The following is a 24,596-nucleotide window of genomic DNA, read 5'->3' on the forward strand; positions in this document are numbered from 1 at the left end:
CGAGCGGATCGAGTTGCGGCGAAACGCCGTCGGCGCGGTCGCTCAACCGCACATTCGACGCAACTCGCCGCCACGCCACGCAACGGCGCGCAGCGCGTCAGGCGTCGGCGTTGAGCAGCGCCGCCGCCTCGAGCGCGGGCAGCGCCTGGCGCAGCAGCTCGGCCTGCTCGGGCGTGAGCTCGTCCAGGATGGCGTGCACCGCGCGGGCGCGATCCGAACGGGCGCGGAGCAGCAGCTCGATGCCGGCCTCGGTTCCGGAGACGAAGAACGAACGGCCGTCATCCGGATCTTGTTCGCGCTTCACCAGGCCACGGGCCTCGAGGTCGGAGACGACACGCGTGGTGGTCGGGGCCGCGACGACCTCGATCGCGGAGATCTCGCTGGGCCGCAGCGGTCCCCGGCGCACGATCGTCGAAAGAGCGGACAGCTGGCCGTGGCTCAGGTCGCCGGTCGACGAACGCAGCCGGCGATTGAACCGGCCGACGGCGAGGGCCAGACGCCCGGCGAGGTCGTCATCCTCCGAGAGGGTCGGACCGGTCGGGGCCTGGCGCCCGTCGCCCGTCACCATTGACGTTCCTGAGAGCTACGCGCGAGCCGCACCGACTTCCTCGCCTTCCGATTCCGCGATCGCCCGCTCGGCGACCTTCTCCTCATGAACATACTTGCCTCCGCCTGCGAATGAGGCGATAGCGCCGATGATCGACATGATGGCGGCAGCGGTGAAGACCACGACGAGACCGTCGTGGAAGGGCCCGGAGATCAGCTGGGGGAAGAACTCCTTGCCGGTGAGGGTCGCCGCATTGGCGTGGGTGAGGTTCGCGAGCACGCCCGTGGGTTCGAGCAGACTCTGGATCGGGTTGTACCCGAGGAAGGCCGCGAACAGGCTGCCGACCGGCGGGGTGTTGCCGATGCCGGCGGCCACACTGGCGGGCACCCCGTGCGCGGACAGGCCGTTGGTCAACGCCGACGGGAGGGCGACCGATAGACCGGCGATCATCAGCGAGAAGAAGATGCCGATCGAGAGCGAGCTTCCGGCGTTCAGGGCGACGCCCGCCATCCCGGATGCCGACCCGCGTTCGTTGGCCGGCACGCTGTTCATGATCGACGTGCGGTTCGGCGAGGAGAAGAGGCCGGAGCCGATTCCGTTGAGCCCCGTGAGCACCGCGAACTGCCAGTACTCGAAGTTCACCGGGATGAACAGCAGCCCGACGAATGTCGCGGCGACCAGCAGAAGGCCGGTGGTCGCGAACGCCCGGGAGCCGAAGCGGTCGGAGAGAGCGCCCGAGATCGGGCCCGCGATGAGGAAGCCGATCGTGATCGGGAGCATGTAGATGCCGGCCCAGAGCGGCGTCTGCTCGTAGCTGTAGCCGTGCAGCGGCAGCCAGATCCCCTGCAACCAGATGATCAGCATGAACTGCAGACCACCACGCCCGATGGCCGCCAGGAAGCCGGCGAAGATCCCCGACGAGAACGACCGGATGCGGAACAAGTGCATATCGAACATCGGAGACTTCACCCGCAGTTCGATGAACACGAACGCGACGAGCAGGAGGATGCCGCCGATGATCGCGCCGAGCACCCACGGGTTGCCCCAGCCCTGCGAACTGCCGCCATAGGGCTGGATGCCGTACGTGATCCCGGTGAGGAGGGCGATGAGGCCGACGGCGAACGTCGCGTTGCCCAGCCAGTCGATGCGTCCGGGGTTCTTCTGGCCCACCTCGTGCAGCGACTTGTACGACCAGATCGTTCCGATGATGCCGAACGGCACGGACACGAAGAACACCGCGCGCCAGTCGATCTCAGCGAGGACGCCGCCGATGATCAGACCGAGGAAGCTGCCGGCGATGGCCGCGACCTGGTTGAGACCGAGGGCGAAGCCGCGCTTGTTGGCGGGGAACGCGTCGGTGAGGATGGCGGTCGAGTTGGCGAACAGCATGGCGCCGCCGATGCCCTGCACGAAGCGCCAGGCGATCAGCCACATGGCGGCAGGGCCTCCGGTGAACGGGTCGAGGCAGAGCGCGATGGCGGCGACGGTGAAGACGACGAACCCGAGGTTGTAGATCTTGACGCGCCCGTACTGGTCGCCCATCCGGCCGAACATCACGACGAGCACGGCGGTCACGAGCATGTAGCCCATGAGCATCCAGAGAAGGTAGCTGACGTTGCCCGGCTCCAGCGGGTTCAGCTTGATGCCCGTGAAGATGGCGGGCAGGGAGATGATGACGATCGACGAGTTGATCGTCGCCATGAGCATCCCGAGGGTGGTGTTGCTGAGCGCCACCCATTTGTAGTGCGGGTGGTCTTTGTCGAACATGCCGGAGCGGGTGCGGGCCAAGGGAGTGCGTCCTTCTGAATTCACGTCGGTAGCGATAGTTGCTTTATATGCATTAACTATATAACCGCGACGAGATTCCGAAAAGCGGCCAGACGAGCCTGACGAGCGCGGTCGTCAGCCAGGGTCAGGCGTTCAGCGGGGTCTCCCGCAGCACGAGTGCCGCCGGCACGGGGGTCGGGATGTTCCCGCTGCTGTCTCCCGCCTTGCGCATGCCTTCGCGGCGGAGCTCGAGCTGGGCGACGATGATCGCAGCGAGATCCTCCAGGTTCGCGATGTCCGACGGCGAAGCCGTTCCCGGCTCGAAATCCAGCACCGACAGGGTTCCGATGGTCTGTCCGTCCTCGCGTTTCAGGGGCACCCCCACGTAGAAGCGCACCGCGAGCGGACCCTCGACCAATGGGCTCCCCTGGGCCCGAGGATCGTTGCGCGCGTCTTCGACGATCACGGGCTCCTCCTGGGGCACGGTCGCTTTGGACAGGTCGACCTCGCGGGCGATGCGCGCGACGTCGGCTCCATAGTGCGACGTGAACCAGGTGCGGTCGTGGTCGACGACGCTGACGATCGAGATCGGTGCTGAGAGCATCCGGGCCGCCATGGCCGTCGCGCGGTAGAGGGCCTCGGTCGGGAGGGTGTCGAGAGCGTCCGGCGCGGGAACCTCGAGCGCCGGCCTGCCTCCGACCGGGAAGAGGGTCTCCGCCTCCTTGTGCCGACCGCTCTCGGCGATGACGATCTGCTTCAGCGCCGAGACGAGCTCGCGTGCCTCCGGCCGAGCTGCCGGGTCGCGGCTCGTCATCGCGGTGAGGAGCTCGCGCCAGCGGGTCGGCAGCTCGTCGGGGATGTGCGGGTCGCGGGACAGGCGCGCGACGGCGGATTCCACCATCCCTCCCGGGAACTCCTTCTTCAGCGTGAAGCATTCGAGGAGCACGAGCCCGAGCGAGTAGATGTCGGTGGCGGCCGTGACCGGGGCGCCGCTCGCCTGCTCGGGGCTCAGGTAGGCGGCCGTTCCGGTGGTCTGACCCTCGGCCGTCATCCGTTCGATGTCGTCGAACAGGGCGATGCCGAAGTCGGTCAGCTTCGCACGCGCACGTGACGAGCCGTTGCCGTAGTCGACGAGCAGGATGTTCGAGGGCTTGATGTCCCTGTGGATGACGCGGCGTGCGTGCACGTAATCCAGCACCTCGGCCATGTCGTAGCCGATCTCCGCGATGTGCCGACCCGAGATAGGCGCTTCGAAGAGACGGGTCTGCAGATTGCTGCCATGCACGAAAGGCATGACGATGAAGCGCCGGGTCCGGCCTCCCGCGTCGCGAGCCACCCCGGCGTCGATCATCGGGACCAGACCGTGATGGTCGAGACCGGCGAGGACCTGGAGCTCGCCCTCCTGGTGACCGGAGTCTCCGACGGCCGCGTGATAGAGCTTGACCGCCACCGGGCGCCCCAGCGTCTCGTCGTACGCGCGGTAGACGGTCGCCATTCCGCCACGCCCGACGACCGAATCGAACCGGTATCGCTCTGCGAATACCTGGGAGACGACATCGTCGTCAGCGGCGGCAGCCATAGTCACCTATCTCTCTCCCGTCAGTGTCGCCGATTCAGGCGCAATCTCCAAGCTCAGAATCGGGGGTTGACCGGGAGATCTGCATGGTGCATAGGCAGACCACCGCTCGCCATCCGTGTACGCAGGGAATCGTCCCGCGCATGCGTCGGCGGTGAGAGCGGCGACGTCAGTCGTTGGGCTTGATCAGGCAGAACGGATGCCCGGCCGGGTCGCGGTAGACACGGAACGTCGGATGCTCCGACCCCGCACTCGTCGCGCCGAGCGCCAGCACCGCGGCCTCGGCCGTCTCGAAGTCGGTGTCGATTCTGACGTCGATGTGCATCTGCTGCGGCACGGCCTGGCTCGGCCACTGGGGCGGGTTGTATTCCGCGACCTGCTGGAAGGCGACGATGGGTCGCCTTCCGCCCTCCTCCACGATCTCGGCCCAGTCCTCGTCGTACCCGACGATCTCCAGGCCGAGGAGCTGCGAATAGAAGCGGGCGAGAGCGCGAGGATCCGGGCAGTCGATGATGATTGACTCGAAGGTTCCGATCATGGCCTGCACGATAGGCCCAGCCTCCGACACGCGCCAGTGCCGCACCTTTTCGTCGGGGACGGTTTTCGTTGAGGGGCGGCGAACGCACCCAAAACGGCGGTTTTAGGTGCGTTCGCCGCCCTTCAACGAGAGGAACCTCAGGGGAGGGGGCGGAGCGTGAGGGATTGCTGGGCGTAGCCGACCGGTCCGCTCCGATCGTGCAGCACGGTGGCGGTCACGCCCTGGCCGGTCGGGCCGAACGTGACGGTGGTGTCCATTCCCACCCAGCGTCCCTCTGGCTGCCGGTGCAGGTGGATCGTGAGATCGACGTTGGGGAACATCCACTCCTGCGGTGGCCGCCGCACGGCGACGCCGTTCGCCGTGTCGATCAGCGTGAGCCACGACGTGAGGGCGCCGACGTCCTCGCCGGCGACGAGCGCGGTCTCCGTTGAGAGCCACACCTGTCCACGACCCGGATGCGCAGGGCCGGCCGCACGCACATCCACCGACGCGACGTAGCCGCCGGGCCACACGGACGTCAGCGGCACGGAGGGCAGATCATCCGGAGGCGGGAGCCGGTCGTCGGAGCCACCGGCAACGCTCGCGGTGTCGAACGCCGCGAGGTACCAGGCCCGCGCCCGCACGGCCGCTCGACCCGCGATCACCGCGGTGGCCTCGATGAGCCGGATCGTGCGCCCGGGCCGGATGGTCTCGACCGAGATTTCGCACTCTTCCGCGGCGAGGAAGCCGAGGATGTCGAAGCTGATCCTGCTGAGTTGCAGACCGTCGCCGTGATGCTCGGCGACGTACTGCTCGATGGCGTGCACGATGAGACCGCCCAGCGGGCTGAAGTGGATCTCCGCGTCTCCCCACGCTCCTCCGGCGTGCGGCGTGGGATGGAAGCGTGCGGGGCCGACGCGCTCGAAGTAGGCGCCCGGATGGGTGATCGTCATGAGTCCTCCTGCATCGAACCTACGCGACGTGTGCGCGCATCCGGATACGTCGGCAGGTCCTTTCGTTGAGGGGTGGCAAACGCAGGATCCACCGGCGTGTTTAGGCGCATTTGCCGCCCCTCAACGAGAAGCACTCAGGCGATGCCGCCGCCGTCGACGACGAGGGCGGAGCCCGTGACGTAGGACGACTCGTCGCTGGCGAGCCAGACGACGGCGGCCGCGATCTCGCCGGGCTCGCCCATGCGCTGCAGCGGGCGGTCGGCGGCCTCCGCGAGGAACGATCCGGCCTCCTGCCCGAGCTGACGCGCCTCGTCGCGGAGCATCCCGGTGTTCACGTCACCCGGGTTCACCGAGTTGACCCGGATGCCCTGGGGTCCGTGATCGATCGCGAGGGCACGCGTCATGTTCACGACCGCACCCTTCGACGCGCAGTACGAGATCGCCTGCCCTCCGCCTTTCAGACCCCAGCCGGATCCGGTGTTCACGATGGAGCCGCCGCCGTTCGCCGCCATGACGGGGACGACGTGCTTGCACATCAGGAAGATGCCCTTCACGTTCACCCCGAAGACGCGATCCCATTCCTCAGCTGTCGTTTCGACCGCCGTCGTGCGGCGGATGATGCCGGCGTTGTTGAAGACCACGTCGACCCCGCCGAACGCGGCGACCGTGTCGGCGACGACGCGCTCGATGTCCGCCTCGTTCGACACGTCAGCGGTAAGGGCGATCGCGGTGCCGCCCGCTGCGCGGATCTCGTCGGCGACCCCTTCTGCGGCGCCAGGCGCCACGTCGACGACGGCGACGCGGGCCCCCTCTGCGGCGAAGGCGAGGGAGGTGGCGCGGCCGATGCCTCCCGCTCCTCCGGTGACGATGGCGGACTTGTCGGCTAGACGCATGGATGCGCTCCTTCGGTGGTGGCCGCACTGGCGGCACTGACAGGGTAGATGCTCGACGACGCCGAGCCGGTGATCACCCGGAGGTGGCCGGCGAGGCGGGCGTCGATGGCGGGGTCACCGGTGTCGACCAGCAGCGGCCGTCCGGCGAGATCGATGAGTTTCTGCTCCGTCGCCACGACGAGCAGGGGGTCCGGGCCGAGAGCCGCGACGACGTCGGACGAGAGCTGCTGGTTGCCGCGGCCGAGCAGGAACCCCTGGCCGCCGATCACCGTGACCACGGCCTTGGCCGGATGGCCGGCGACGGCGTCGAGCGCCTGTGACTCGGAGACGTCGCGGGCGACGAGCCGCCTGTCTTGCACGACATCCACCCCCAGCGGCGTGCCCGGGATGCCCAGCTCACGCGACACGGCGGCGAGCGTGCCGCCGGGTCCGAGCAGGTAGCGGACGCCGGGCTGCATGGAGGAGACCGCTCCCGCCGCAGCGGAGCGCACGGCGGCCGCCTCGCTCGTCGGCGTCGGCGCCTTGCGCGCCTGGGTGCGGCCGGACGACGCAGGCACCTGCACGAGCGCGAACAGCCGCGGGTCGGGGCGCCCGGCGCGCAGGAGCGTCTCGTCGAGGTCGAGGATCTCGGCCTCGCGCGTCGGCAGCCCTCCGGCGGTCTGCCACTCGGCCGCCAGCGCTCCGGCCGCGATCGGCGCCACCGCGAAGCAGCCGGAATACATCTTCACTCCGGCCGGGATCCCGAGCAGGGCGACGTCGTGACTCAGGCCGCTCGCGGCATCCCGCGCGGTGCCGTCGCCACCGGCGAAGAGCACCAGACGGGCACCCTCGGCCGCGAATGCCGCGACAGCGCGCATCGTGTCGTCGCCGGTGGTCGCTTCGGGCGCGGCCGGCGCGTAGACCACGCGTGGTCGAAGTCCGGATGCGCGCACCACGTCCTCGCCCATCATGCCGGCCGCGGTCAGCACCTCGAGCTCCGGACGCACGGCTGCGAGCGCCGCGAGGGCCACTGCGGCACGGTCGGTCGCCCTCGCGTGGGCGCCCCGCGCATACGCCTCGCGCTGCACGGCCTCGCCGTCGCTGCCGACGAGCCCGACGGGCCCGCCGACACCGGCGACGGGGTTCACGACCACCCCGATCGCCGGGTGCAGCTGACGGACGGTGGACATCTAGGCCGCTGCCTCCTCGGCCGAACCGCTCGAACCGGACGAACCGGCGGCACCGGCGGCGGGCGCACCCACGCCCTCCGCGCCGGCGGCCCCGGCGCCGAAGTACTTGCGCTGGTACGCACGCCAGGTCACCGCCCAGCGCTCGGGGTCGTCCAGGTCGTCGTGGTGCGTGTGGTGCACGGTCTGGTTGTGGGGTGCCGTGCGCACGACCTCCGGCGTCTCGCGGGCCTCGCGGGCGACCTCGGCCAGCACCGCCGCGTACTCGTCGAGCTCGGCCATCGAGTACGACTCGGTCGGTTCGAGCGTGAACGGCTGAGGAACGATGTACGGGTGGTGGCTCGTCCAGTAGTGCATCCCGAAGTCGGAGGCGCGCACGCCGATCTCCTCGGAGCTGATGCCGGTCTCCTCGTAGAGCTCCTGCCAGGAGTAGCGCACCTGTTCGATGCGGCGTCGCCCGTTCGCGTAGGGAGCGCTCGCCCCCGGGATCTCGAGGATGCGCTTCATCAGATAGTTGTTGTTCAGCACGGCGGTCTCGGCGACGGCGCGCAGTCCGTCGGCTCCGAGCGCGGCGATCCAGGCGTAGGTGCGCACGATGTTCGGGATGACCCCGTAGAACGGTGCAACGGAGCCGATGGACTGCGGCCGGTCCCCATCCAGCACGTAGCGGTCGCCGACACGTTCGACGACGGGTCCGGGCAGGAATGGCGCCAGCGCCTCGGAGACCGCGTTCGCGCCCGAGCCGGGTCCGCCGCAGCCGTGCGGTGTGCCGAACGTCTTGTGCAGGTTGAAGTGGCAGACATCGAATCCGGCGTCGCGGGCACGGGTGACGCCGAGGATGCCGTTGGCGTTCGCCTGGTCGTACGACGCGAGTGCGCCGACCTCGTGCGCCAGTTCCACCCATTCACGGATGCGCGGGTTGTAGATGCCCGTGTCCTCGGGGTTGGTGACCATGATGGCGGCCGTGCGCGGCGAGAGCGCCGCCCGCAGGGCATCCAGATCAGGGTAGCCGTCCGCATCCGGGTGGATGGTGATGACTTTGTAGCCCGCTGCCTTCGCGGCCGCCGCGTTCGACGGGTGGGAGAAGATCGTCGTGATCACCTCGTCGCGCTGCTCGGCCTCGCCGCGTGACGCGTGGTAGGCGCGGATCATCGAGATGTTCGCCCAGATCGCCTCCGAACCCCCGCTGGTCTGCAGCGATACGCGGCTCATGCCGGAGATCTCGGCGAGCATGCGCTCGGTCCTCCAGATGATCTCGAGCACGCCCTGCGCGCTCGCCTGGTCTTGCAGCGGGTGCAGTTCGGTGAGGTCCGGGGTGCGGATGATCGCCTCGTTGACCTTGGGCGCGTACTTCATGGTGCAGGTGCCCTGCCCGACGTCGACGTTGAGGTCGGCGCCGAGGTTCTCCTGGCTGAGGCGCAGGTAGTGCTTGAGCACGCGCATCTGGCCGATCTCCGGCAGCGCAGGCGGGGTTGCGCGGCGCAGCGAGGCGGGAAGTGCGCCGAGCACATCGCCGACGGCCTCGCGCACTCCTTCTTCCGTACGGGAGACGAGCACGCCGCGCTCACCGGGAGCGTGCAGCTCGAAGACGATCGGCTCGTCCCAGCGCGCCTGGTGGAAACGCCGCAGCGCCGGCTTGGGGGCGATGGGGAGGCTCATGCGTTCTGCTCCTGGTTCTGTGCGGGCTGCTGTGCGGATGCTGCCTCGGCGAGCGCCGCGCCGAGCACGGCTGCGAGGTCGTCGATGTCGTTCTGGGTGTTCTGCTCGGTGACGCACACCAGCAGGCGCCCGTCGTCGAGGGCGAGCCCGGGCTCGAATCCGGATGCGCGTCCGGCCGCCACCAGTGCGAGTGCGGTGAGCGGGGCATCCGTCACATCGAGGACGAACTCGCGGAAGTGCGCCGCGCCGTCGGCGAGCACGACGCCCGGCAGCGCGGTGAGCACGCGCGCCGCGTACGCGGTGCGAGAGAGGACGGTCTCGCCCAGCTCGGCCATCCCCTGCGGCCCCATGAGGGCGAGGTAGACGCCGGCCGCGATGCCCCAGAGAGCTGCTGCGGTGCCCACCCATTCCTTACCCTCTTCGCGGAGCGCGAACGAGGTGCGGTCGTAGGCGACATCGCCGAACCCGTACTCGCCCGGCACGTCCGTGGAGGCGAGACCGAACAGGCGCGACGGCATCTCCATGACGAACCGCGGGTCGTCGTGAACGGCGATGAAGCCGGCGTGCGCGCCGCCGAACCAGGGGTGCAGGCCGAGCGACTGGATGTCTCCGTGCACGATGTCGGCGCCGAGGTCGGCGGGCGGGGTGAGCACTCCCAGCCCGATCGGGTCGGTGCCGACGATCACGATGGCGCCGACCGCGTGCGCGGCCCGGGAGAGCTCGGCGAGGGCCGTCTCGAGAGCGCCGGTGTAGCTGGGGGTCTCGACCCAGATGGCCGCGACGGTCTCGTCGAGCATCCCGGTCGCCGTGGAGACGTCGGCGACGCCGTCGAGCGTCGGCACCAGCACGAGGTCGATGCTCGGCGCGATGAAGTCGCGCACCTTGGAGAGCTTGTCGGGGTGGGCGTCGCTCACCAGCAGCACCGTGCGGCGGCCGGTGATGCGGCCGGCCATCGCCAGCGACGTCGCGGCGGCCTGGTAGCCGTCGTAGGTGGGCACGTTGACGACGTCCTGGTTGAGCAGTTCGCCCATCAGCGACTGGTACTGGAAGAGCGCCTGGAACCGGCCGTGGTCCTCGTACGGCTCCCCCGCGTACGCGGTGAGGAACTCGCTGCGGTTGATGACCTCGTCGACGACCGCGGGGACCGCGTGCTGATAGGTGCCGGCACCGAGGAAGAGGCGGCCGGGCTCCACCGCGCGGTTGCGGCGCAGCAGGCCGCCGACGTGACGCACCAGATCCTGCTCTGCGACGAGCGGCTCCGGGAGGTCGAGCGGCCGCGCGAGGCGCAGGTCGGCGGGGACATCGGCGTAGAACTCCTCGACGGACTCCGCCCCGACCGCGTCGAGCATCGCCTGACGGGACTCGGGTGCGGTGTTCGGCACGTACGGGTGGACGAAGGGTTGGGTCATGGTGGCCTCGCGGTCGCTAGCGGATGGGTCGGTGGGTCGGACGGGGCGGCGGGGTCAGTCGCCGGTCGTCCTGGAAGGGGCGGGGTGCTGCACCACGGCCACGCCGAACGGCCCGAGCGGCAGCCCGTCGGCGGCGTCGGCGCCGGTGAGCAGGTCGCGGCCGCCGGGGATGGGCGGCGCGGTGCGGTCATCCCGCCCGTGGTTGAGAACGAAGGTGTAATCGGTGACGCCGTCGGTGCGCGTGACCACCTCGAGCGCGGTGTCGGCTTCGCGGGCGAGCTCGGGGGCCACGTGCACCCCGGCCGCTGCGAACACCTGGGCGAGCACGGCGCGCATCCCGTCGGCGTCGAGGCCGGCGCCCAGGTACCAGGCCGCTCCCGCACCGGATGCGCGTCGAGTCACGGCCGCGCGCCCGGCCAGGTCGCCGTCGGCGTAGGTCGCGAGCACGTCGGTGCCGTCGGCGACCTCGAGCCATTCGCTCCACATGCGAACGCCGTGGCGTTCGCCGCCGAGCTCGATCGCGCCGTTCTGCCCGTCGGCCAGCGGCCACCATTCGTCGACCTCGACACCGAGCAGGCCGCGCAGCGGGCCGGGCGCTCCCCCGGGATGCACCTGCTCGCGGTGGTCGACCACGCCGGAGAACGGCCCGACCACCAGCTGGCCGCCGGCGGCGACGAAGGCGGCCAGCGCATCCGCCTGCTCGGGGGTCGTGGCGTAGAGGTTGGGGACCAGCAGCACGCGGTGGTCGCCGAACGGACCGGCCGCGCGCGCCACATCGACCGGCTGGCCGAGCGCGAACGCCGCCGCGTGCCAGGCCCGTGCCTCCTTCAGCCAGTCGAGGCGGAGCGACGGCAGCGAGTCCGGCGCGGTCACGCCCCACCAGGAGTCCCAGTCGGCGACGAGGGCGACGGATGCCCGCACGCGGGTGTCCTTGATCGCGGCGAGCGCCTTCAGCTCGGCTCCGAGGGCTGCGGTCTCCTGGAAGCTGCGGCTGCGCTCGCCACGGTGACCGAGCATCGCGGAATGGAACTTCTCCGGGCCGAAACGCGCCTGCCGCCACTGGAAGAACATGACGCCGTCGGAGCCGTGGGCGAGGGCCTGCATGCTGCCGAGCCGCATCTGGCCGGGTGCCTTCGGCACGTTCACGTCGCGCCAGCTGACCGCGCTCGGCGCCTGCTCGAGCAGCAGCCACGGCCGTCCGTCCTTCAGAGAGCGCATGAGGCCGTAGTTGAGGGCGGCGCCGATGTGGGCATCCGGATCGGCGGGGTCGGGGTATGCGTCGTCCGTGACGAGATCCTCGGCGTCGGCGAAGTCCCAGTAGTCCAGCTCGCGGAACAGGCTCATGAAGTTCGTGGTGACGGCGATGTCGGGGGTGACCTCGCGCAGCACGTCGATCTCGGCCTCGAAGAGTTCGAGCAGGGCGTCGGACGAGAACCGCTCGAAGTCGACGAGTTCGGCCGGGTTGATCGGACCGGTGGCGGTGCGCGGCGGCTCGATCTGCTCGAAGTCGAGGTAGTTCTGGCCCCAGCAGCTCGTGCCCCAAGCCTCGTTGAGCCCGTCGATGGAGCCGTACCGGTCGCGCAGCCAGCGGCGGAAGTGCCGCGCCGACTCCGGGCACCAGCAGCGCGAGACGTGATCGCCGTATTCGTTCGAGACATGCCACAGCGCGAGCGCCGGATGCTCGCCGTAGCGTTCTGCGAGCGCCCGGGTCAGACGCAGAGCGGCCTCCCGGAAAACCGGCGAGCTCGGGCAGTACGACTGCCGGGAGCCGAACTCGAGCCGCACGCCGTCGGCGTTCCACGGCAGCACCTCGGGGTTCGCTCGCACCAGCCACGCGGGAGGCGTGGCCGTGGCGGTCGCCAGGTCGATCCTGATCCCGTGCTCCCAGAGGAGGTCGATCACGCGGTCGAGCCCGGCGAAGTCGTACTCGCCCGGTCGCGGCTCGAGCAACGGCCACGAGAAGACAGGAAGAGTGACGATGTTGACGCCGGCCTCGACCATGAGTCGCGCATCCTCGAGCCAGACGCTCTCCGGCCACTGGTCCGGGTTGTAGTCGGCTCCGTAGGCGAGGGCGTCGAGGCGGATGCTCCGCGGCGAGGTGGTCGTCACTGGTCTCCTTGCGATGGTGCTGGTCGAGCGGATGGTGCGGGTGATGCCGAGCGGACCCGGCGCGTTGCTTTACATCGGTCAATCGTCGACTGTATTCTGTATACAGTAACGCTAAAGCGATTCCGGTGAAGGGTCAACCCCTAAGCTGGCGACGCCGGCAGGCCGCGGGGCCACGCATGAACGTCCAGGAGGTCACAGTGATCGAGCGCAAGAACCTGCGGTCGCAGGTGCGCGAAGAACTCATCGCGAGAATGCGCGCCGGCGACGTGCGACCCGGCGAGAGCATCAACGAGGTGCAGCTCGCCGCCGAGCTCGGCGTGAGCCGCACTCCCCTCCGCGAGGCTCTGATCGCCCTTGAGAGCGAAGGCCAGATCGAGAGCGAGAACGGCAAGGGCTTCCGTTTCGTGCCGCTCAGCGCGCGCGAGTTCGAGGAGCTCTGCCCGATCATCGTCACCCTCGAGAGCCTGGCGCTCGACCTGAGCCCCCGCGACGAACTCGCCCGCCTGGGCGAGCAGCTCGCCGCCCTCGCCGCCGAGTTCAACGACGACGTCGCCGAGCACGCCCTCGTCAACCGCCGCGACGACGAGTGGCACAACCTCATGCTCAGCGCCTGCCCCAACAAGCGCCTCCTCGACGAGATCGCCGGCGTGCGCCGCGCCATCCACCGGTACGAGTCGCTGCTCGTCTCCGACGACGTCATGGTGGAACGCAGTGCGAAGGAGCACGCCGACATCGCGCGCCACCTGGTCGCGGGCGACCTGCCCGCCGCGAAGGCCGCGCTCGACGCCAACTGGACCAACGGGATGCGCCGCCTGCTCGCCGACGCCGGCATCTCGTGGGAGCGCCTGGGCTGAGCCGGCCGGCCGGCCCGGCCCGGTCCTACGTGTGAGCCCCGAGGTCCTCTGTGAGCACGGGTCCGCTGCCCGATGTCGTTTCGTTCGCCCTCTATCAGTCGCACGCGGGAGTGCGCACCGACTACGCGGAGCCGTTCGCCGGGCGAGTGATTGAAATCACGGCTTAAAGAGAAGCGGCCCCCGGGTGCCGTAGCAATCAAATCGGGGGCCAGAACGACTGTCCGTCTCCAGAGGGTCGTCCCTTGCTCTGCCTTCGATTATTTCACATTCTGGGGTTCGGTCGCAGCGCTGCACAGACAACTCTCACGGAAGGGCTTCACCCCGAGCCCCGAATCGCGGGGGCCGGGCGTCAGCCCGAGGCGCGCACCGCGAGGTCGATGTAGAGGGCGGCCGACCAGCCGAACGACGTCGTGGCCGTGCGTGCCTTCTCGCCCGTGAGCGGATTGAAGTACTCGTGCGGTCCGCCCCCATGCTGCACGAGCGCCAGCGTCGCCTCGACGAGCTCGCGAGAGCGGTCGGCGTAGCCGGAGACAGCGAGACCTTCGGCGATGAGCGCGTTGACGTTGACCCAGACGGGGCCACGCCACATCCGCTCGGCCGAGAACTCGGCATCCCGTGCCGCGACCGTCGGAACCGCCCACGGCGTCGCGAACCGGTCCGGGTCGTCGAGGGCCTCCAGCATCCTGGACACGATGCGACCGGGCAGGCGTCCGGTCAGCAGGGGAAGCAGGCTCACGGCCGTCTCGGCGGCCAGCGGGTGGCCGGCGCCGCGCGAGCGGAAGAACCCGGCGTCGTCGTCCCACATGTCTTCCAGCAGCGCCAGCGTGCGCTCGGCCCGGCGCGCGTGACGCTCGGCGGCCGCGGCATCACCGATGGAGCGGGCGTGGGAGGCGAGCAGGTCGTCCTGCAGGATCAGGTAGCCGGCGAGATCCGGCGACGCCACAGGCAGCTCGCCGTCGAAGACCGGGCTGTCATCGAGACCGGACGAATACGGATGCCCGTACTCCGGCATCCCGTCGCCGTCGAGGTCGGAGTGGGCGAACCACCACTCCTGGCTGCGGGCGACGGTCTGCCAGGCATCGTCGAACCATTCCGGATCGTCGATCAGCCCCTCGAGCCCACGAAGCGCCCAGGCCGCGAGCGGCGGCTTGGTGAGCGGGATGGGCGCGCTCGGGTCGGCGATCGCCGAGCCGGCCCGGCGCAGGTTGTCCCTGTCACCCGGCGGCAGGTCGTCGCTCGACGCGAGCACGCCCTCGTCGTGCACCACGTCGGGCAGCTGCCCGTCGGGCGTCGGGAAGCCGAACGCCAGGGCGAGCTGCTCGCGGGCGAGCTCGGGGTCGCCGTGGCGCAGCCCCGCTGCGATGAAGTAGGCGTCCCATTGCCACAGGCCGACGTAGCCGATCTTCGACGGCACGACGGCGCGCGCGTCGCCGCGGCCGGGCAGGGTGACGATGTTCGCGCCCAGCACCCACCAGCAGAACGCGGTGAGGTCGGCGAGATCCGGCCGCACCGACGGCGTGCGCTCGAACCAGTCGTGCCAGACGCGGGTGGTCGCGGCGAGCGCGGCGCTGTGCGAAGCGGCAGCAGCGGGCGCGCCGGGCGTCGCGAGGGCGATCCGCACGTGCGCGTCCTCGCCCGCCAGGGAGAGCCGCACGACCGTGCCGCCATCCGGTGCATCGCGCAGCAGCACGTCGTCGGCGCCGGAGGTCCGCCATCCGGCGACGGGCGCCGAGGGGAGCGCCGGCGTCCACGCACCGGACTCGAGTGCCGGATGCTCCGCGGAGCCCGGCACCGTCAGTTCGATCGTCCATCGTCCGTCACCGCCGATGCTGAGAGCATCCGGACCGTCGAAGGTCAGCGAGACTCCCCCGGCGAACGCGATGCGCTCCGGACGCACGTCGACGAGCCCCGCCAGGCGACCATCCGCCCCGAAGACCCGCAGCTCCCGCACGACGACGCAGTCGTCGAGGCGCCGCTCGTACTCGGCCAGTCGCACGGTCACTCCGCCGTCAGCGCGCTGTACCAGGATGCGCGACCCGGGCAGCGTGAACGGTGCGTTCTCGAGGTCGAGGAACCGCGCGGCCCGATCGGCTGCGCTGAGCACTTCGGGCTCCGCCGCGGTCACCGGCCACCCAGCCCCGACGCCGCCATGCTGTTCAGGATGCGGCGCTGACCGATGACGAACGCGATCAGCATCGGGATGGTCGCCACCGCCGACGCCGCCATGATGAGGCCGTAGTTGATCGACCCGAACTGCCCGCGGAAGCTCTGCAGCAGCAGCGGCACGGTGAAGAGGTCCTGGCTGTTCAGCAGCACGAGCGGCAGCAGGAAGTTGTTCCAGGTGCCGAGCGCGACGATGATCGCCAACGCGCCGAGGCCAGGGCGGAGGTTCGGGAGGATGATGCTCCAGAAGATGCGCCAGCGTCCGGCGCCGTCGACCAGCGCCGCCTCTTCGAGCTCCTTCGGGAGCGAGAGGACGAACTGGCGCATCAGGAAGACCGCGAACGGGTTGGCCAGCGCGGCCGGGATGATCAGCGACAGGTGCGAGTCCACCCAGCCGAGCTTCGCCATCAGGAAGTAGAAGGGGATGAGCGTGACCTGGATCGGGATCATCTGCGTCGCCAGGAACACGACGAAGAGCACGCGGTTGCCGCGGAACGGGATGCGCGCGAAGCCGTAGCCGGCCATCGCCGCGGTGACCAGCGTGCCGATGACCACGAGCACGGCTATGTAGATGCTGTTGAAGTACGCCTGGGCGAACGGGGCGTCGTTCCAGGCGTCCACGTAGTTCTGCAGCGTGAACGGCTGGGGCAGGAAGCTGAGCGGGTCGTTCAGGAGCTGCGGCAGCGTCTTGAACGAGGTGATGAGCATCCAGATGAACGGGAAGACCATCGCGAGTCCGGCGAGCGCCAGAACGATATGGAGCGCGGTCTTTCGTGCACGGCTGCCCGCGAGGCCCTCCCGTGCGGCGCGAGGTGCGGGGGCAGTAGGGCGTGTCTCCGCGGGAGGAGCGGTTCTGACGGCGGTGGTCATGCTGCACCATCCTCGTAGTGGACGAACTTCTTCTGCGCGGTGAACTGGATGCCCGTGATCACGAGGGTGATGAGCAGCAGGATGACGGACGCGGCGCTCGCCGGTCCGAACTGGAACTTGCCGAAGCCGAGATCGTAGATGTGGTAGACGATCGTGCGCGTGGCGTTGTCCGGTCCCGCATCCGCGGTCAGGATGAAGACGGTGTCGAACGTCTGCAGCGAGCTGATGAACGCGATGACCGACGAGAAGAACATGATCGGCGAGAGCAGCGGCAGCCGCACCCGGAAGAACAGCGTCAGCGCACCGGCGCCGTCGATGCGCGCCGCCTCGATGACCGAGGGCGAGATGTTCTGCAGCCCGGCCAGGAAGATGATGACGTTGAGGCCGAGCGACGACCACACCGACACGATGCACACGGCGATGAGCGCCAGGTGCGGGTCGCCGAGCCAGTCGGGCGGCGGAACGTGGAAGACGCTCGAGATGAAGCCGCTGAGCACGCCGTCCTTGCGGAACAGCTGCTGCCAGATCATGGCGACCGCGACCGACGAGGTGACGACGGGCGCGAAGAAGAGGATCAAGTAGAGCGTCTTGGTCTTGAGCCGCTCGAGGGCGACCGCGATGATGACGGCCAGCCCGAGGCCGACCGGCACCGTGATGAGCGCGATCAGCAGGGTGTTGATGATGGCCCGCCCGAAGAGCGGGTCGGAGAGCTCGGTGCGGAAATTGTCGAACCCGACCCAGCTGAGCGCGTTGAGGCCGTCCCACTGCGCGAAGGCGAGCACGATGCTCGCCGCGAACGGCAGCAGCACGAACAGCGCCATTCCGATCAGCTGCGGCCCCACGAAGACGTAGCCCCAGCGCCGGTCGCGCCGCCGCCAGGCGGACTCCTCTCGGAGCCCGCCCGGCGCCGTGCCCGCCGGTCCTGGCATCGCCGCCCGCTCGGGGGCGTCGGCCACTGAACCTCGGATTGCACTCACGTGTCGATCCCTACTACTTGCTCGTCTTGTCCTGGATCATCTTCGCGACCTCGTCGAGCGTCGCCTGCGTCGAGGCCTTGCCCTGGTAGAGCGCGAGCATCTTGTCGCTGATGTCGCTCGACAGGCCGGAGACGGATGCTTCGGTCGCGTAGTCCTCGAAGCCGATGTCGCGCATGTCGAGCAGCGTCTGCGCGTGCTCCGGGTAGCCGTCGAGAACGACCTTGTCGGCGCCCTTGATCGACGGGACCGCGTTGCCGCCCCCGGTGAGCCGCTTCGTCTGGCCCTCGGCCGAGAGGAAGTTGGTCCAGAACTCGAACGCGGCGTCCTTGTTCTTGGTCTTCGCGTTGATGGCGAGGTAGCTCACGGCCGTTCCGGTCGGAGCGGCCTTGCCGTCGGGCGTCGGCCACGGCGCGACGTCGTAGTCCTGCGGGTCGCCGGCGGACTTGACGGTGCCGATCGTGTAGCGGCCCTGGATGAAGAAGCCGGCCTTGTGCGTCACGAAGATGCTGTCGGCGCCCGCGCCCTGCGGAAGGGTGTCGGCGACGACGAAGGTGCCGTTCTGGAAGTTCTTGGCCAGCACGTCCATTGCCGCGACGCTGGTCGGGTCGGTGTTGGCGACGAACTTCCCGGAGTCGTCGAACGCCTTGCCGCCCTGCGACGAGATCCAGCTGTAGTGGGTCGACCAGTAGTTCCAGAACATGGAACCGGTCAGACCGGCCTTCTTCAGCTTCTTGTTCATGTCGAGGTATGCCTCGGTCGTCCACTTGCCCTCCGCGGCGAGCGTCGCGGGGTCGTCGGTCACGCCGGCCTTCTTCAGCGCCGCCTTGTCGTACCAGAGGGCATCCGGGTTGGAGTCGTTCGGGGCGGCGTAGATCTCGTCGCCCTTCTTCGTGGCTCCGAAGAGGCCCTGGGCGAAGTCCTCGGGCTTGGTCTTGCTGGCGCTCGAGTTCATCAGCGAGGTGAGCGGCAGCAGCGCGTTCGAGTTCACGAACTGGCCGATCTTGTCGTCGCCGATGTAAAACACATCCGGAGCCGTGCCCGACACGAGCTGCGCGAGGAGCTTCGTGTGGTAGTCGCCGTAGTCGGCGACCGGCTGCAGCACCACCTTGATGTCCGGGTGGTCCTTCATGAACTGGTTGTCGAAGTCCTTGTACCGGGCGATCTCCTCCGGAGTGCCCCAGGTGGACCAGACGACCGTCTTGGTGCCCGAACCCCCCGATCCGGATCCTGAACACGCGGCCATGCTGAGTGCAACCGCGACAGCCGCCCCCACGGCCACCAGCCTTCTCATCTTCGAGTCGACGCGAGACATGCCTACCTCATTCCTTGAAGTGTCTCTTGCATTTCGGGGGCCACGATGCCGGGGCCGCTCCTGGTCTGTATTCTGTATACAGTAGGCAGACGCGTTATGCAAGCAATGAATGAGGCTGCGGTTCTAGGGGATCACACTTCATCGAGGGGCGGCAAACGCAGCCAAAACCGCGGTTTTGGCTGCGTTCGCCGCCCCTCAACGAAATACGGAACGGACGGTCAGCGCCGGCCGTAGGCGGGGACGGCGACCTCGGCGCCGCTGGCGAGGGCGGACTGGTGCGCACAGATGCCCGGGGCAGTCCAGGCGGCCGAGCGGTAGGCGTCGATCAGCGGGGGCCGGCCCTCGACGATGCTCGATACGAATTCGTGCACGAGGAACGGGTGCGACCCTCCATGATGCGCCTCCACCCGAGCCGGCGACGGCATCCCCGGCAGCAGCACGTCGGTCGGGCGAACGAAGGCCTGCAGCGCCTCGGGCAGCCGCTCGGGCGCATCGCGCGGCTCGAGAGAACGCACCTCGACACGGTTGCCGCGCTCACCGGATGCGGGCGGCAGCATGTCGTACGCCGTCATCGGCCCGACGTTGTCGATCGGCCACTCCACGCCGAGGCGCTCCCCGTAGAGCGAGAAGCCCTCCACGTAGCTGCGCGCCGTCTGGAAGAACGACATCGTGACGTCGGCGAGCACGTCGCTGTCGCGCAAGGTGAACTGCCCGACCTCGGTCGGGAACGGATTGTCGAAGCCCCCTCCCGCGTTCGCCGGCGCGAGTCGTCCCGCTCCCCGCGCACTTACGGAGGCGACAGTAGTGCCGAGCAGCGACAGGATGGGCGAGAGCGCATGCGTGACGTAGTGCATCGGCGGGAACCCCTGCCAGTACAGGGGGAAGCCCTCGAGGTTCTGGATGTGGAACCCGCGGTAGAGCGTCAGGTCGCCGAAGGCCCCGGCCCTCAGCAGCTCGTCGACGGCGATGTACTCGCGGCCGAACACCGTGGTCTCCATCATCATGTAGTTGCGGCCGCTGCGTTCGGTCGCCGCGATGATGCGGTCGAGATCCTCCAGCGTCGTCGCCATCGGCACGGCGCACGCCACGTGCTTGCCCGCGTCGAGAGCCGCGACCACCATGTCGGCATGCAGGAACACCGGCGCGAGGATGTGGACGGCATCGATCGCCGGATCGGTGAGCGCGTCGGAGAGGTCTGCGTACCCGGGGGCGAGACCGAACTCGTGGGCGACAGCCGCACGGCGCGCCGCGTCCGGCTCGACCAGGATCACGTCTGCCACGGCGGGGTGACTGCGGTAGATCGGCACGAAGTCGCGCCCGAACCCGAGGCCGACGACGGCGACGGTGAGAGGACTCGATCCACCATTCATGCGACCCTCCCGTGCCAAGCAAAAACCTTCCGTTGAGGGGTGGCAAAGTCGGCCTGCAGCGGCGTGTTTAGGCCGATTCGCCGCCCCTCAACGGAGTGGGTTGGGTCAGACGGCGACGTCGCCGCAGAGGTGCACGATCACGCCGAGCTCGTTGAAGAGCGCGGCCTTGGCGAGGAGCGCGCGGTCGGCTCCGTCGGCATCCGGTGCATAGGCGACCTGCGCGTGGTTCGCCTTATGCCGGGCCATGAGCTGGTCGCGGCTCACCCCGTCGAGCACGGCGTGCATGATCGGCCACTGCGGGTCGGTCGCATCGAGCCGGCGCTGCGTCTCCTCAGCCGGCAGCTCCACGACGTGGCCGCGGCCGAGGTCGACGTGCAGCACGCCGTCCATGATGAACACGCGCGACCAGACGATCTCGCCCGGCTTGGAGACTCCGCTCAGCGTCCCGCCGCCGAGCGGGAAGAACATCGGCGGCTGACGCATGCTGTAGCTCTTGTCGTAACCACCGTTGTGCGAGGCCGGCACCGATCCCGAGATCTCGAAGACCCACACGAACTCGCCGCCGTACTCCTCGCCCCACCGGATGTCGTGCAGCGTGTTGGCGGGGTCGAAGCCCATCGCGTTCCAGACGCGGTTCGTCACCAGCGCGTCGACGGCTACGCCCTCGTCGACCTCGTTGAAGTGCGGAAGAGCCTGGCCTGCGTAGAGCTCGCGCGAACCGTCGCGGCTGAACACAGGCGGGCGCTCGACGTTGTTGAGCAGGCCCTCGGCCAGATCGCTGGCGGGCACCGTGTCCTTCAGCCCCTGCTGGTACTGGATGCCGACGGCGTCCAGGCCGAAATCGTCGCTGATGCGCAGAGCTGCGATGTACATCTTGAACTGGCTGCACACCTGGTCCTCGGTCAGCTCTGTCGCCTCGTCGGTGCCGAAGTGGAACGTGAACCCGCGCTCGTCGAGCCAACGACGCACCTGCTGGGCTTCCTCATCGCTGACCTTCTTCATCTCGGCCACGAGCGCACTCTGGGAGAGTCGCTCCTTGTAGATCCCGAGCGGGTTGAGCAGCTCATCGTCGATGATCGCGTTGTACATGCCCATGCAGCCCTCGTCGAACACGCCGACGATGGCCTTCTCATCGGTGAGCTGGCGAGCGAGGGCGACGCCGAGTTCCACCTCGGGTGCCTCAGAGTCGAGCGCCGGTAGATCGCGCACGTGCGACTGATCATGCTCGATCGTTCCGGTCTCGAGCCAGGTGCGCAGTCCATCGCGCGCCCATTCGTCAGTGAAGTCGGGACTCCACAGCGCCGAGTAGTCGACACCGGCTTTGGTCATGCTTCCGGTGAGGTTGAGCAGACCGACCAGCCCGGGGAAGTCGCCGGCCCAGTTCGCCACGACCAGGATCGGGCCCTGGTGCGTGCGCAGACCCGCGAGCACATGGTGGCTGTACTGCCACACGGCGTCGACGACCACGAGCGGCGCCGTCGACGGGATGCCTTTGAACACCTCGATGCCCGCACGCTGGCTGTCGATGAAGCCGTGGTTCTTGACCGGATCGAACGCGTGCCCGCGCTCCACCGACCAGCCGAGGTCGCCGATCGCGGCCGCGAAGTCGCGCTCGAGCTGCTCCTGGGTCGGCCAGCACTTGACGTTCGCGCTCGGGCGCAGGTCGCCGCTCGCCACGGTGTAGACGGTTCGCGGCCGCGCCTCCGGCCGGGTGAGCGGCTGAGGCAGGGTGTACGTGGTCATGTGGTGATTCCTCCGATGGTGTGGTGAAACGGTCAAAGACGATCGGGCGCTGCGAGGGCGACGATGTCCCCCGCCCGCGCAGAGACGCTGTGGGCGAGGGAGATCCCGCCATCCGGATGCTCGAAGCGCACTTCGTCGAGATCAAGGCGGCCGCCGAGCAGGTGCAGCCGGACGCCCGACACGTCCGACAGCACCTCTCCCCAGCCCGAGCCCGTGGTGAAGATCATGCGAAGCTCACCGTTGCGGATGGCCGCGGCGTGCGGCGCGAAGGCGAGGCGACGCTCCGAGGCGTGATAGTCGACGCCGGTGAGGGCGAGCACTAGTCCCCAGCTCGCGAGCGAGCGAGCGTAGTGGTTGCCGCACTCGACCTCGTTCCAGGGATTGCGGCGGTGGCCGTCGTGACGGTCGCGGACCGCGCGCACGATCTCGAGCCCCTCGTCGGCGAGGCCCTCGTAGACGAGGTGTGTTGCCACCTGGTACTCGATGCCCGACCACACTTCGTCCGAGTACACGAACGGGATGCGCGGCCGGCCGCCACGCGGCCACGAGCACAGCAGCAGCCCCGCCTCGTCGTTCAGCGCGTAGGTGCGCTGCACGCTGACGTGAGCGGTGAGGTCGGCGCGGAAGTTGTGCTCGTGGATCGCCTTCACCGCGCTGCGCACATGGTCAGCCGGGAGTACGTGCCCCAGTCCTGCGACGTGCGCCAGCAGCTGTCCGAAGACCTGATCGCTGAGGCACCCGGTGCCGTACTGATACCGGCGGGCGTCGAGGCCGTCGAGACGCTGCTCGTAGTACTCGCCGTTGAATAGCAGCGCGTCCATGCGCTCGGCTCCGCGCGCCGCCGCGTCGCGGTAGCGTTCGGCGATGGCTGTATCGCCCACGTGCGCCGCCATCGCCGATGCGGCGGTCAGCGCCGCGAAGAACATCGAGTTGGCCAGGGAGTTCGCCCCGTAGAACTCGATGTCGTAGGTGTTGTGCTGCTTGCTGTCGAGAACGCCGTCGCCGTCGGAGTCCCACTCCAAAAAAGCGAAGTCGACCGCCCGCACGACCGCCGGCCAGACGTCGGCGAGGAACGTGTCGTCGCCGCTGAACCGCCATTCGCGATACACGCGCACGACAGCGCCGAGCTGACCGTCGACCGCGGGGTGGAAGTCCCACGGCGCATTGCCGAACACGCTGTTCGCGCGGAAGTTCATGCGGCCGTCGTCACGCGTCTCGTGCAGGAACTCCGTGCGCCTGGCACTTCGCTCGAGCTCCGGGAACAGATGGGCGAGCGTCTGAGCGTAGTTCCAGACGTGCGTGCAGGTCCCCTCGCAACTGCCGAAATGGTCGAAGCTGCCCTCCCAGGCGGCGAACACGCCGCCCTCGAGGCGGAAGCAGGTCGTGCTGCGCGCCGCGACGAGGGTGGACATCGTTGCGTCGACGACCTCCGGAGGAAGCGTGCCGTCGTACATCGCCCGATGGAACTCGCGGGTGGCGGACTCGAGTTCGGGCAGGTTGTCGGCGAGATGACGCGCCGCCGCCCACGCGTCGGCGAACGCCGTCGTGTAGTGATTGCGCACGATCTGGGCGTCATTGCCGTTGTCGAGGTTGATGTTGCCGTGCCATGCTCGGCGACGGTTCGGGAAGCTCCACGACAGCTGGAACTCGAAGTCGCGACTCTCGCCCGCTTCGATCCGATGCACGATGCCGAGCGAGCCCACGCGGAGCTTGGTGAACCAGTCGGGGTACGGCGGCTCGTCGATGCTGAATGCCGTCTCCCGCTCCAGCAGACCGTCTGCGCTGAGGTCGTCCCAGAAGACCTGCACGCCGTCCTGCCAGAAACCGGAGAGCCACTGCGGTTTCACGGTCACCGACTCGTCGGTGGTGGTCAGTGCCGCCGTGCCGAACCTCGGGTCGTCGGCCGGGAGGTCCGTGCCGAAGCGGAGTCCGCGCAACCGGCCGTCGTCGGTGAACTCCACCGTGGGCTCTCCGGCGTACTCGGGGAAGTGGAAGACGTTGCGGCCGGTGATCCCGATCGGGTTGGCGAGGGAACCGACGACGGTCACGTCGACCGGTGCGGTGGTCGGATTCGTCACCGTGTAACGCAGCACGGCGCCCGGGATGCCGGAAGCGTCGGCGTCGAGGGGGACCAGAGGCGTGAACGCCGTGAGCGCGACCTGCACCGGGAGGTCGTCGTCGTCGAAGTCGATGGTGAGCAGCGGGTACTCGCCGCGCATCCGGCTTCCGGCAAGACGCGGGAGCCCGGCGAGTCGCCCGGCGTCGTAGCCCTGGTCGCCTTCGTGCGGGCCGGGAAGTCGTGCCTCCAGGATCCGCGTGACCGGCTCGCGCGCGGCCGCCGAACCGGATGCATCGGCGGCCGCCGCCCGGATCGCGAAGCACGTGAAAGGCAGCGTGGCGCCCTTGTCGGGTTGATTCGCGAGCTCCCAGTCGCGCAGGTCGCCGCGGGATCCGATGGACACGTTTCCGGTGCCGATCCCACCGAGGGGGAAGGCGGCGACGGTGGCCGTGGGCCCCAGCTCGCGGCCGGCGCGGATGACCGCCGTCGCCCCGCTGCTCGTGCTCGTCGCCATCGACGCTCCTCGTATCATCTTCGTTTCGAAAGAGGTGAAATCGGTTTCAAGTATGTCGGCTATTTTGGATCATTGCAAGCCCATGGACCAGTCGAATACACGCCTGGGATTGCTGAAATCGATACAGCAGATCAGGTG

18 protein-coding genes are annotated in these 24,596 nt (G+C 68.9%); 1 reads left to right on the plus strand and 17 read right to left on the minus strand.

Translation table 11 applies throughout. The features are described from left to right. Positions 1-97: 97 nt before the first annotated feature. The 10 genes from AC1DB1_RS14255 to AC1DB1_RS14300 all read right to left on the minus strand — a co-directional run bounded on the left by AC1DB1_RS14255 (position 98) and on the right by AC1DB1_RS14300 (position 12,596). A complete protein-coding gene (locus AC1DB1_RS14255; RefSeq protein WP_271176117.1) occupies positions 98-568 on the minus strand; it encodes a MarR family winged helix-turn-helix transcriptional regulator in 471 nt (156 codons plus the stop codon). A 15-nt stretch (positions 569-583) separates the two neighbouring features. Then, a complete protein-coding gene (locus AC1DB1_RS14260) occupies positions 584-2,335 on the minus strand; it encodes an MFS transporter (RefSeq protein WP_477201261.1) in 1,752 nt (583 codons plus the stop codon). Between the two features lie 124 nt (positions 2,336-2,459). Then, entirely contained in the window at positions 2,460-3,893 is a 1,434-nt protein-coding gene (locus AC1DB1_RS14265; protein WP_271176119.1) for a GAF domain-containing serine/threonine-protein kinase, read from the minus strand. 166 nt (positions 3,894-4,059) lie between these two features. Further along, positions 4,060-4,428, minus strand: a complete 369-nt coding sequence (locus tag AC1DB1_RS14270; RefSeq protein WP_477201262.1) for a VOC family protein — start codon at positions 4,426-4,428, stop codon at positions 4,060-4,062. A gap of 137 nt (positions 4,429-4,565) precedes the next feature. Then, on the minus strand, positions 4,566-5,360 hold the full coding sequence (locus AC1DB1_RS14275; protein ID WP_477201263.1) for a thioesterase family protein: 795 nt from the start codon (positions 5,358-5,360) through the stop codon (positions 4,566-4,568). 134 nt (positions 5,361-5,494) lie between these two features. Further along, complete coding sequence (locus tag AC1DB1_RS14280) at positions 5,495-6,253, minus strand: SDR family NAD(P)-dependent oxidoreductase (protein WP_271176122.1); 759 nt, start codon at positions 6,251-6,253, stop codon at positions 5,495-5,497. After that, positions 6,244-7,422 carry an ATP-NAD kinase family protein gene (locus AC1DB1_RS14285; RefSeq protein WP_477201264.1) on the minus strand — a complete coding sequence of 393 codons (1,179 nt, stop codon included), beginning with the start codon at positions 7,420-7,422 and terminating at the stop codon, positions 6,244-6,246. Before AC1DB1_RS14285 ends, AC1DB1_RS14280 begins: the two co-directional genes overlap by 10 nt. Beyond that, positions 7,423-9,078, minus strand: a complete 1,656-nt coding sequence (gene gcvPB, locus AC1DB1_RS14290; protein WP_477201265.1) for an aminomethyl-transferring glycine dehydrogenase subunit GcvPB — start codon at positions 9,076-9,078, stop codon at positions 7,423-7,425. It lies immediately after the preceding gene. After that, the gene (gene gcvPA / locus AC1DB1_RS14295) at positions 9,075-10,487 is read right to left on the minus strand and encodes an aminomethyl-transferring glycine dehydrogenase subunit GcvPA (protein WP_477201266.1); all 1,413 of its coding nucleotides are present in this window, start codon (positions 10,485-10,487) and stop codon (positions 9,075-9,077) included. Before gcvPA ends, gcvPB begins: the two co-directional genes overlap by 4 nt. Before the next feature lie 54 nt (positions 10,488-10,541). Further along, positions 10,542-12,596 (minus strand): beta-galactosidase, encoded by a 2,055-nt coding sequence (locus tag AC1DB1_RS14300; protein WP_477201267.1) that lies wholly within the window; start codon positions 12,594-12,596, stop codon positions 10,542-10,544. Between the two features lie 176 nt (positions 12,597-12,772). Between AC1DB1_RS14300 and AC1DB1_RS14305 the strand changes: the two genes are divergently transcribed. Beyond that, positions 12,773-13,450, plus strand: coding sequence for a GntR family transcriptional regulator (locus AC1DB1_RS14305; protein WP_271176127.1), 678 nt, complete (start codon positions 12,773-12,775; stop codon positions 13,448-13,450). Positions 13,451-13,799: 349 nt separating this feature from the next. Here AC1DB1_RS14305 and AC1DB1_RS14310 read toward each other — a convergent pair whose 3' ends face one another. The 7 genes from AC1DB1_RS14310 to AC1DB1_RS14340 all read right to left on the minus strand — a co-directional run bounded on the left by AC1DB1_RS14310 (position 13,800) and on the right by AC1DB1_RS14340 (position 24,458). Next, a complete protein-coding gene (locus tag AC1DB1_RS14310; RefSeq protein WP_477201268.1) occupies positions 13,800-15,554 on the minus strand; it encodes an amylo-alpha-1,6-glucosidase in 1,755 nt (584 codons plus the stop codon). 17 nt (positions 15,555-15,571) lie between these two features. Beyond that, positions 15,572-16,483 (minus strand): carbohydrate ABC transporter permease, encoded by a 912-nt coding sequence (locus AC1DB1_RS14315; protein WP_271176129.1) that lies wholly within the window; start codon positions 16,481-16,483, stop codon positions 15,572-15,574. After that, positions 16,480-17,460, minus strand: coding sequence for a carbohydrate ABC transporter permease (locus tag AC1DB1_RS14320; protein ID WP_271176130.1), 981 nt, complete (start codon positions 17,458-17,460; stop codon positions 16,480-16,482). The genes AC1DB1_RS14315 and AC1DB1_RS14320 overlap by 4 nt, the downstream gene beginning before the upstream one ends. Positions 17,461-17,473: 13 nt before the next feature. Next, positions 17,474-18,772, minus strand: coding sequence for an ABC transporter substrate-binding protein (locus tag AC1DB1_RS14325; RefSeq protein WP_271176131.1), 1,299 nt, complete (start codon positions 18,770-18,772; stop codon positions 17,474-17,476). Positions 18,773-18,990: 218 nt separating this feature from the next. Continuing rightward, on the minus strand, positions 18,991-20,142 hold the full coding sequence (locus tag AC1DB1_RS14330) for a Gfo/Idh/MocA family protein (RefSeq protein WP_477201269.1): 1,152 nt from the start codon (positions 20,140-20,142) through the stop codon (positions 18,991-18,993). A gap of 105 nt (positions 20,143-20,247) precedes the next feature. Beyond that, complete coding sequence (locus tag AC1DB1_RS14335; protein WP_477201270.1) at positions 20,248-21,885, minus strand: fucose isomerase; 1,638 nt, start codon at positions 21,883-21,885, stop codon at positions 20,248-20,250. 32 nt (positions 21,886-21,917) lie between these two features. Beyond that, positions 21,918-24,458 carry a GH116 family glycosyl hydrolase gene (locus AC1DB1_RS14340; protein ID WP_477201271.1) on the minus strand — a complete coding sequence of 847 codons (2,541 nt, stop codon included), beginning with the start codon at positions 24,456-24,458 and terminating at the stop codon, positions 21,918-21,920. Between the last annotated feature and the right edge of the window lie 138 nt (positions 24,459-24,596).

It is taken from the genome of Leifsonia sp. 10N434 (assembly GCF_056394405.1).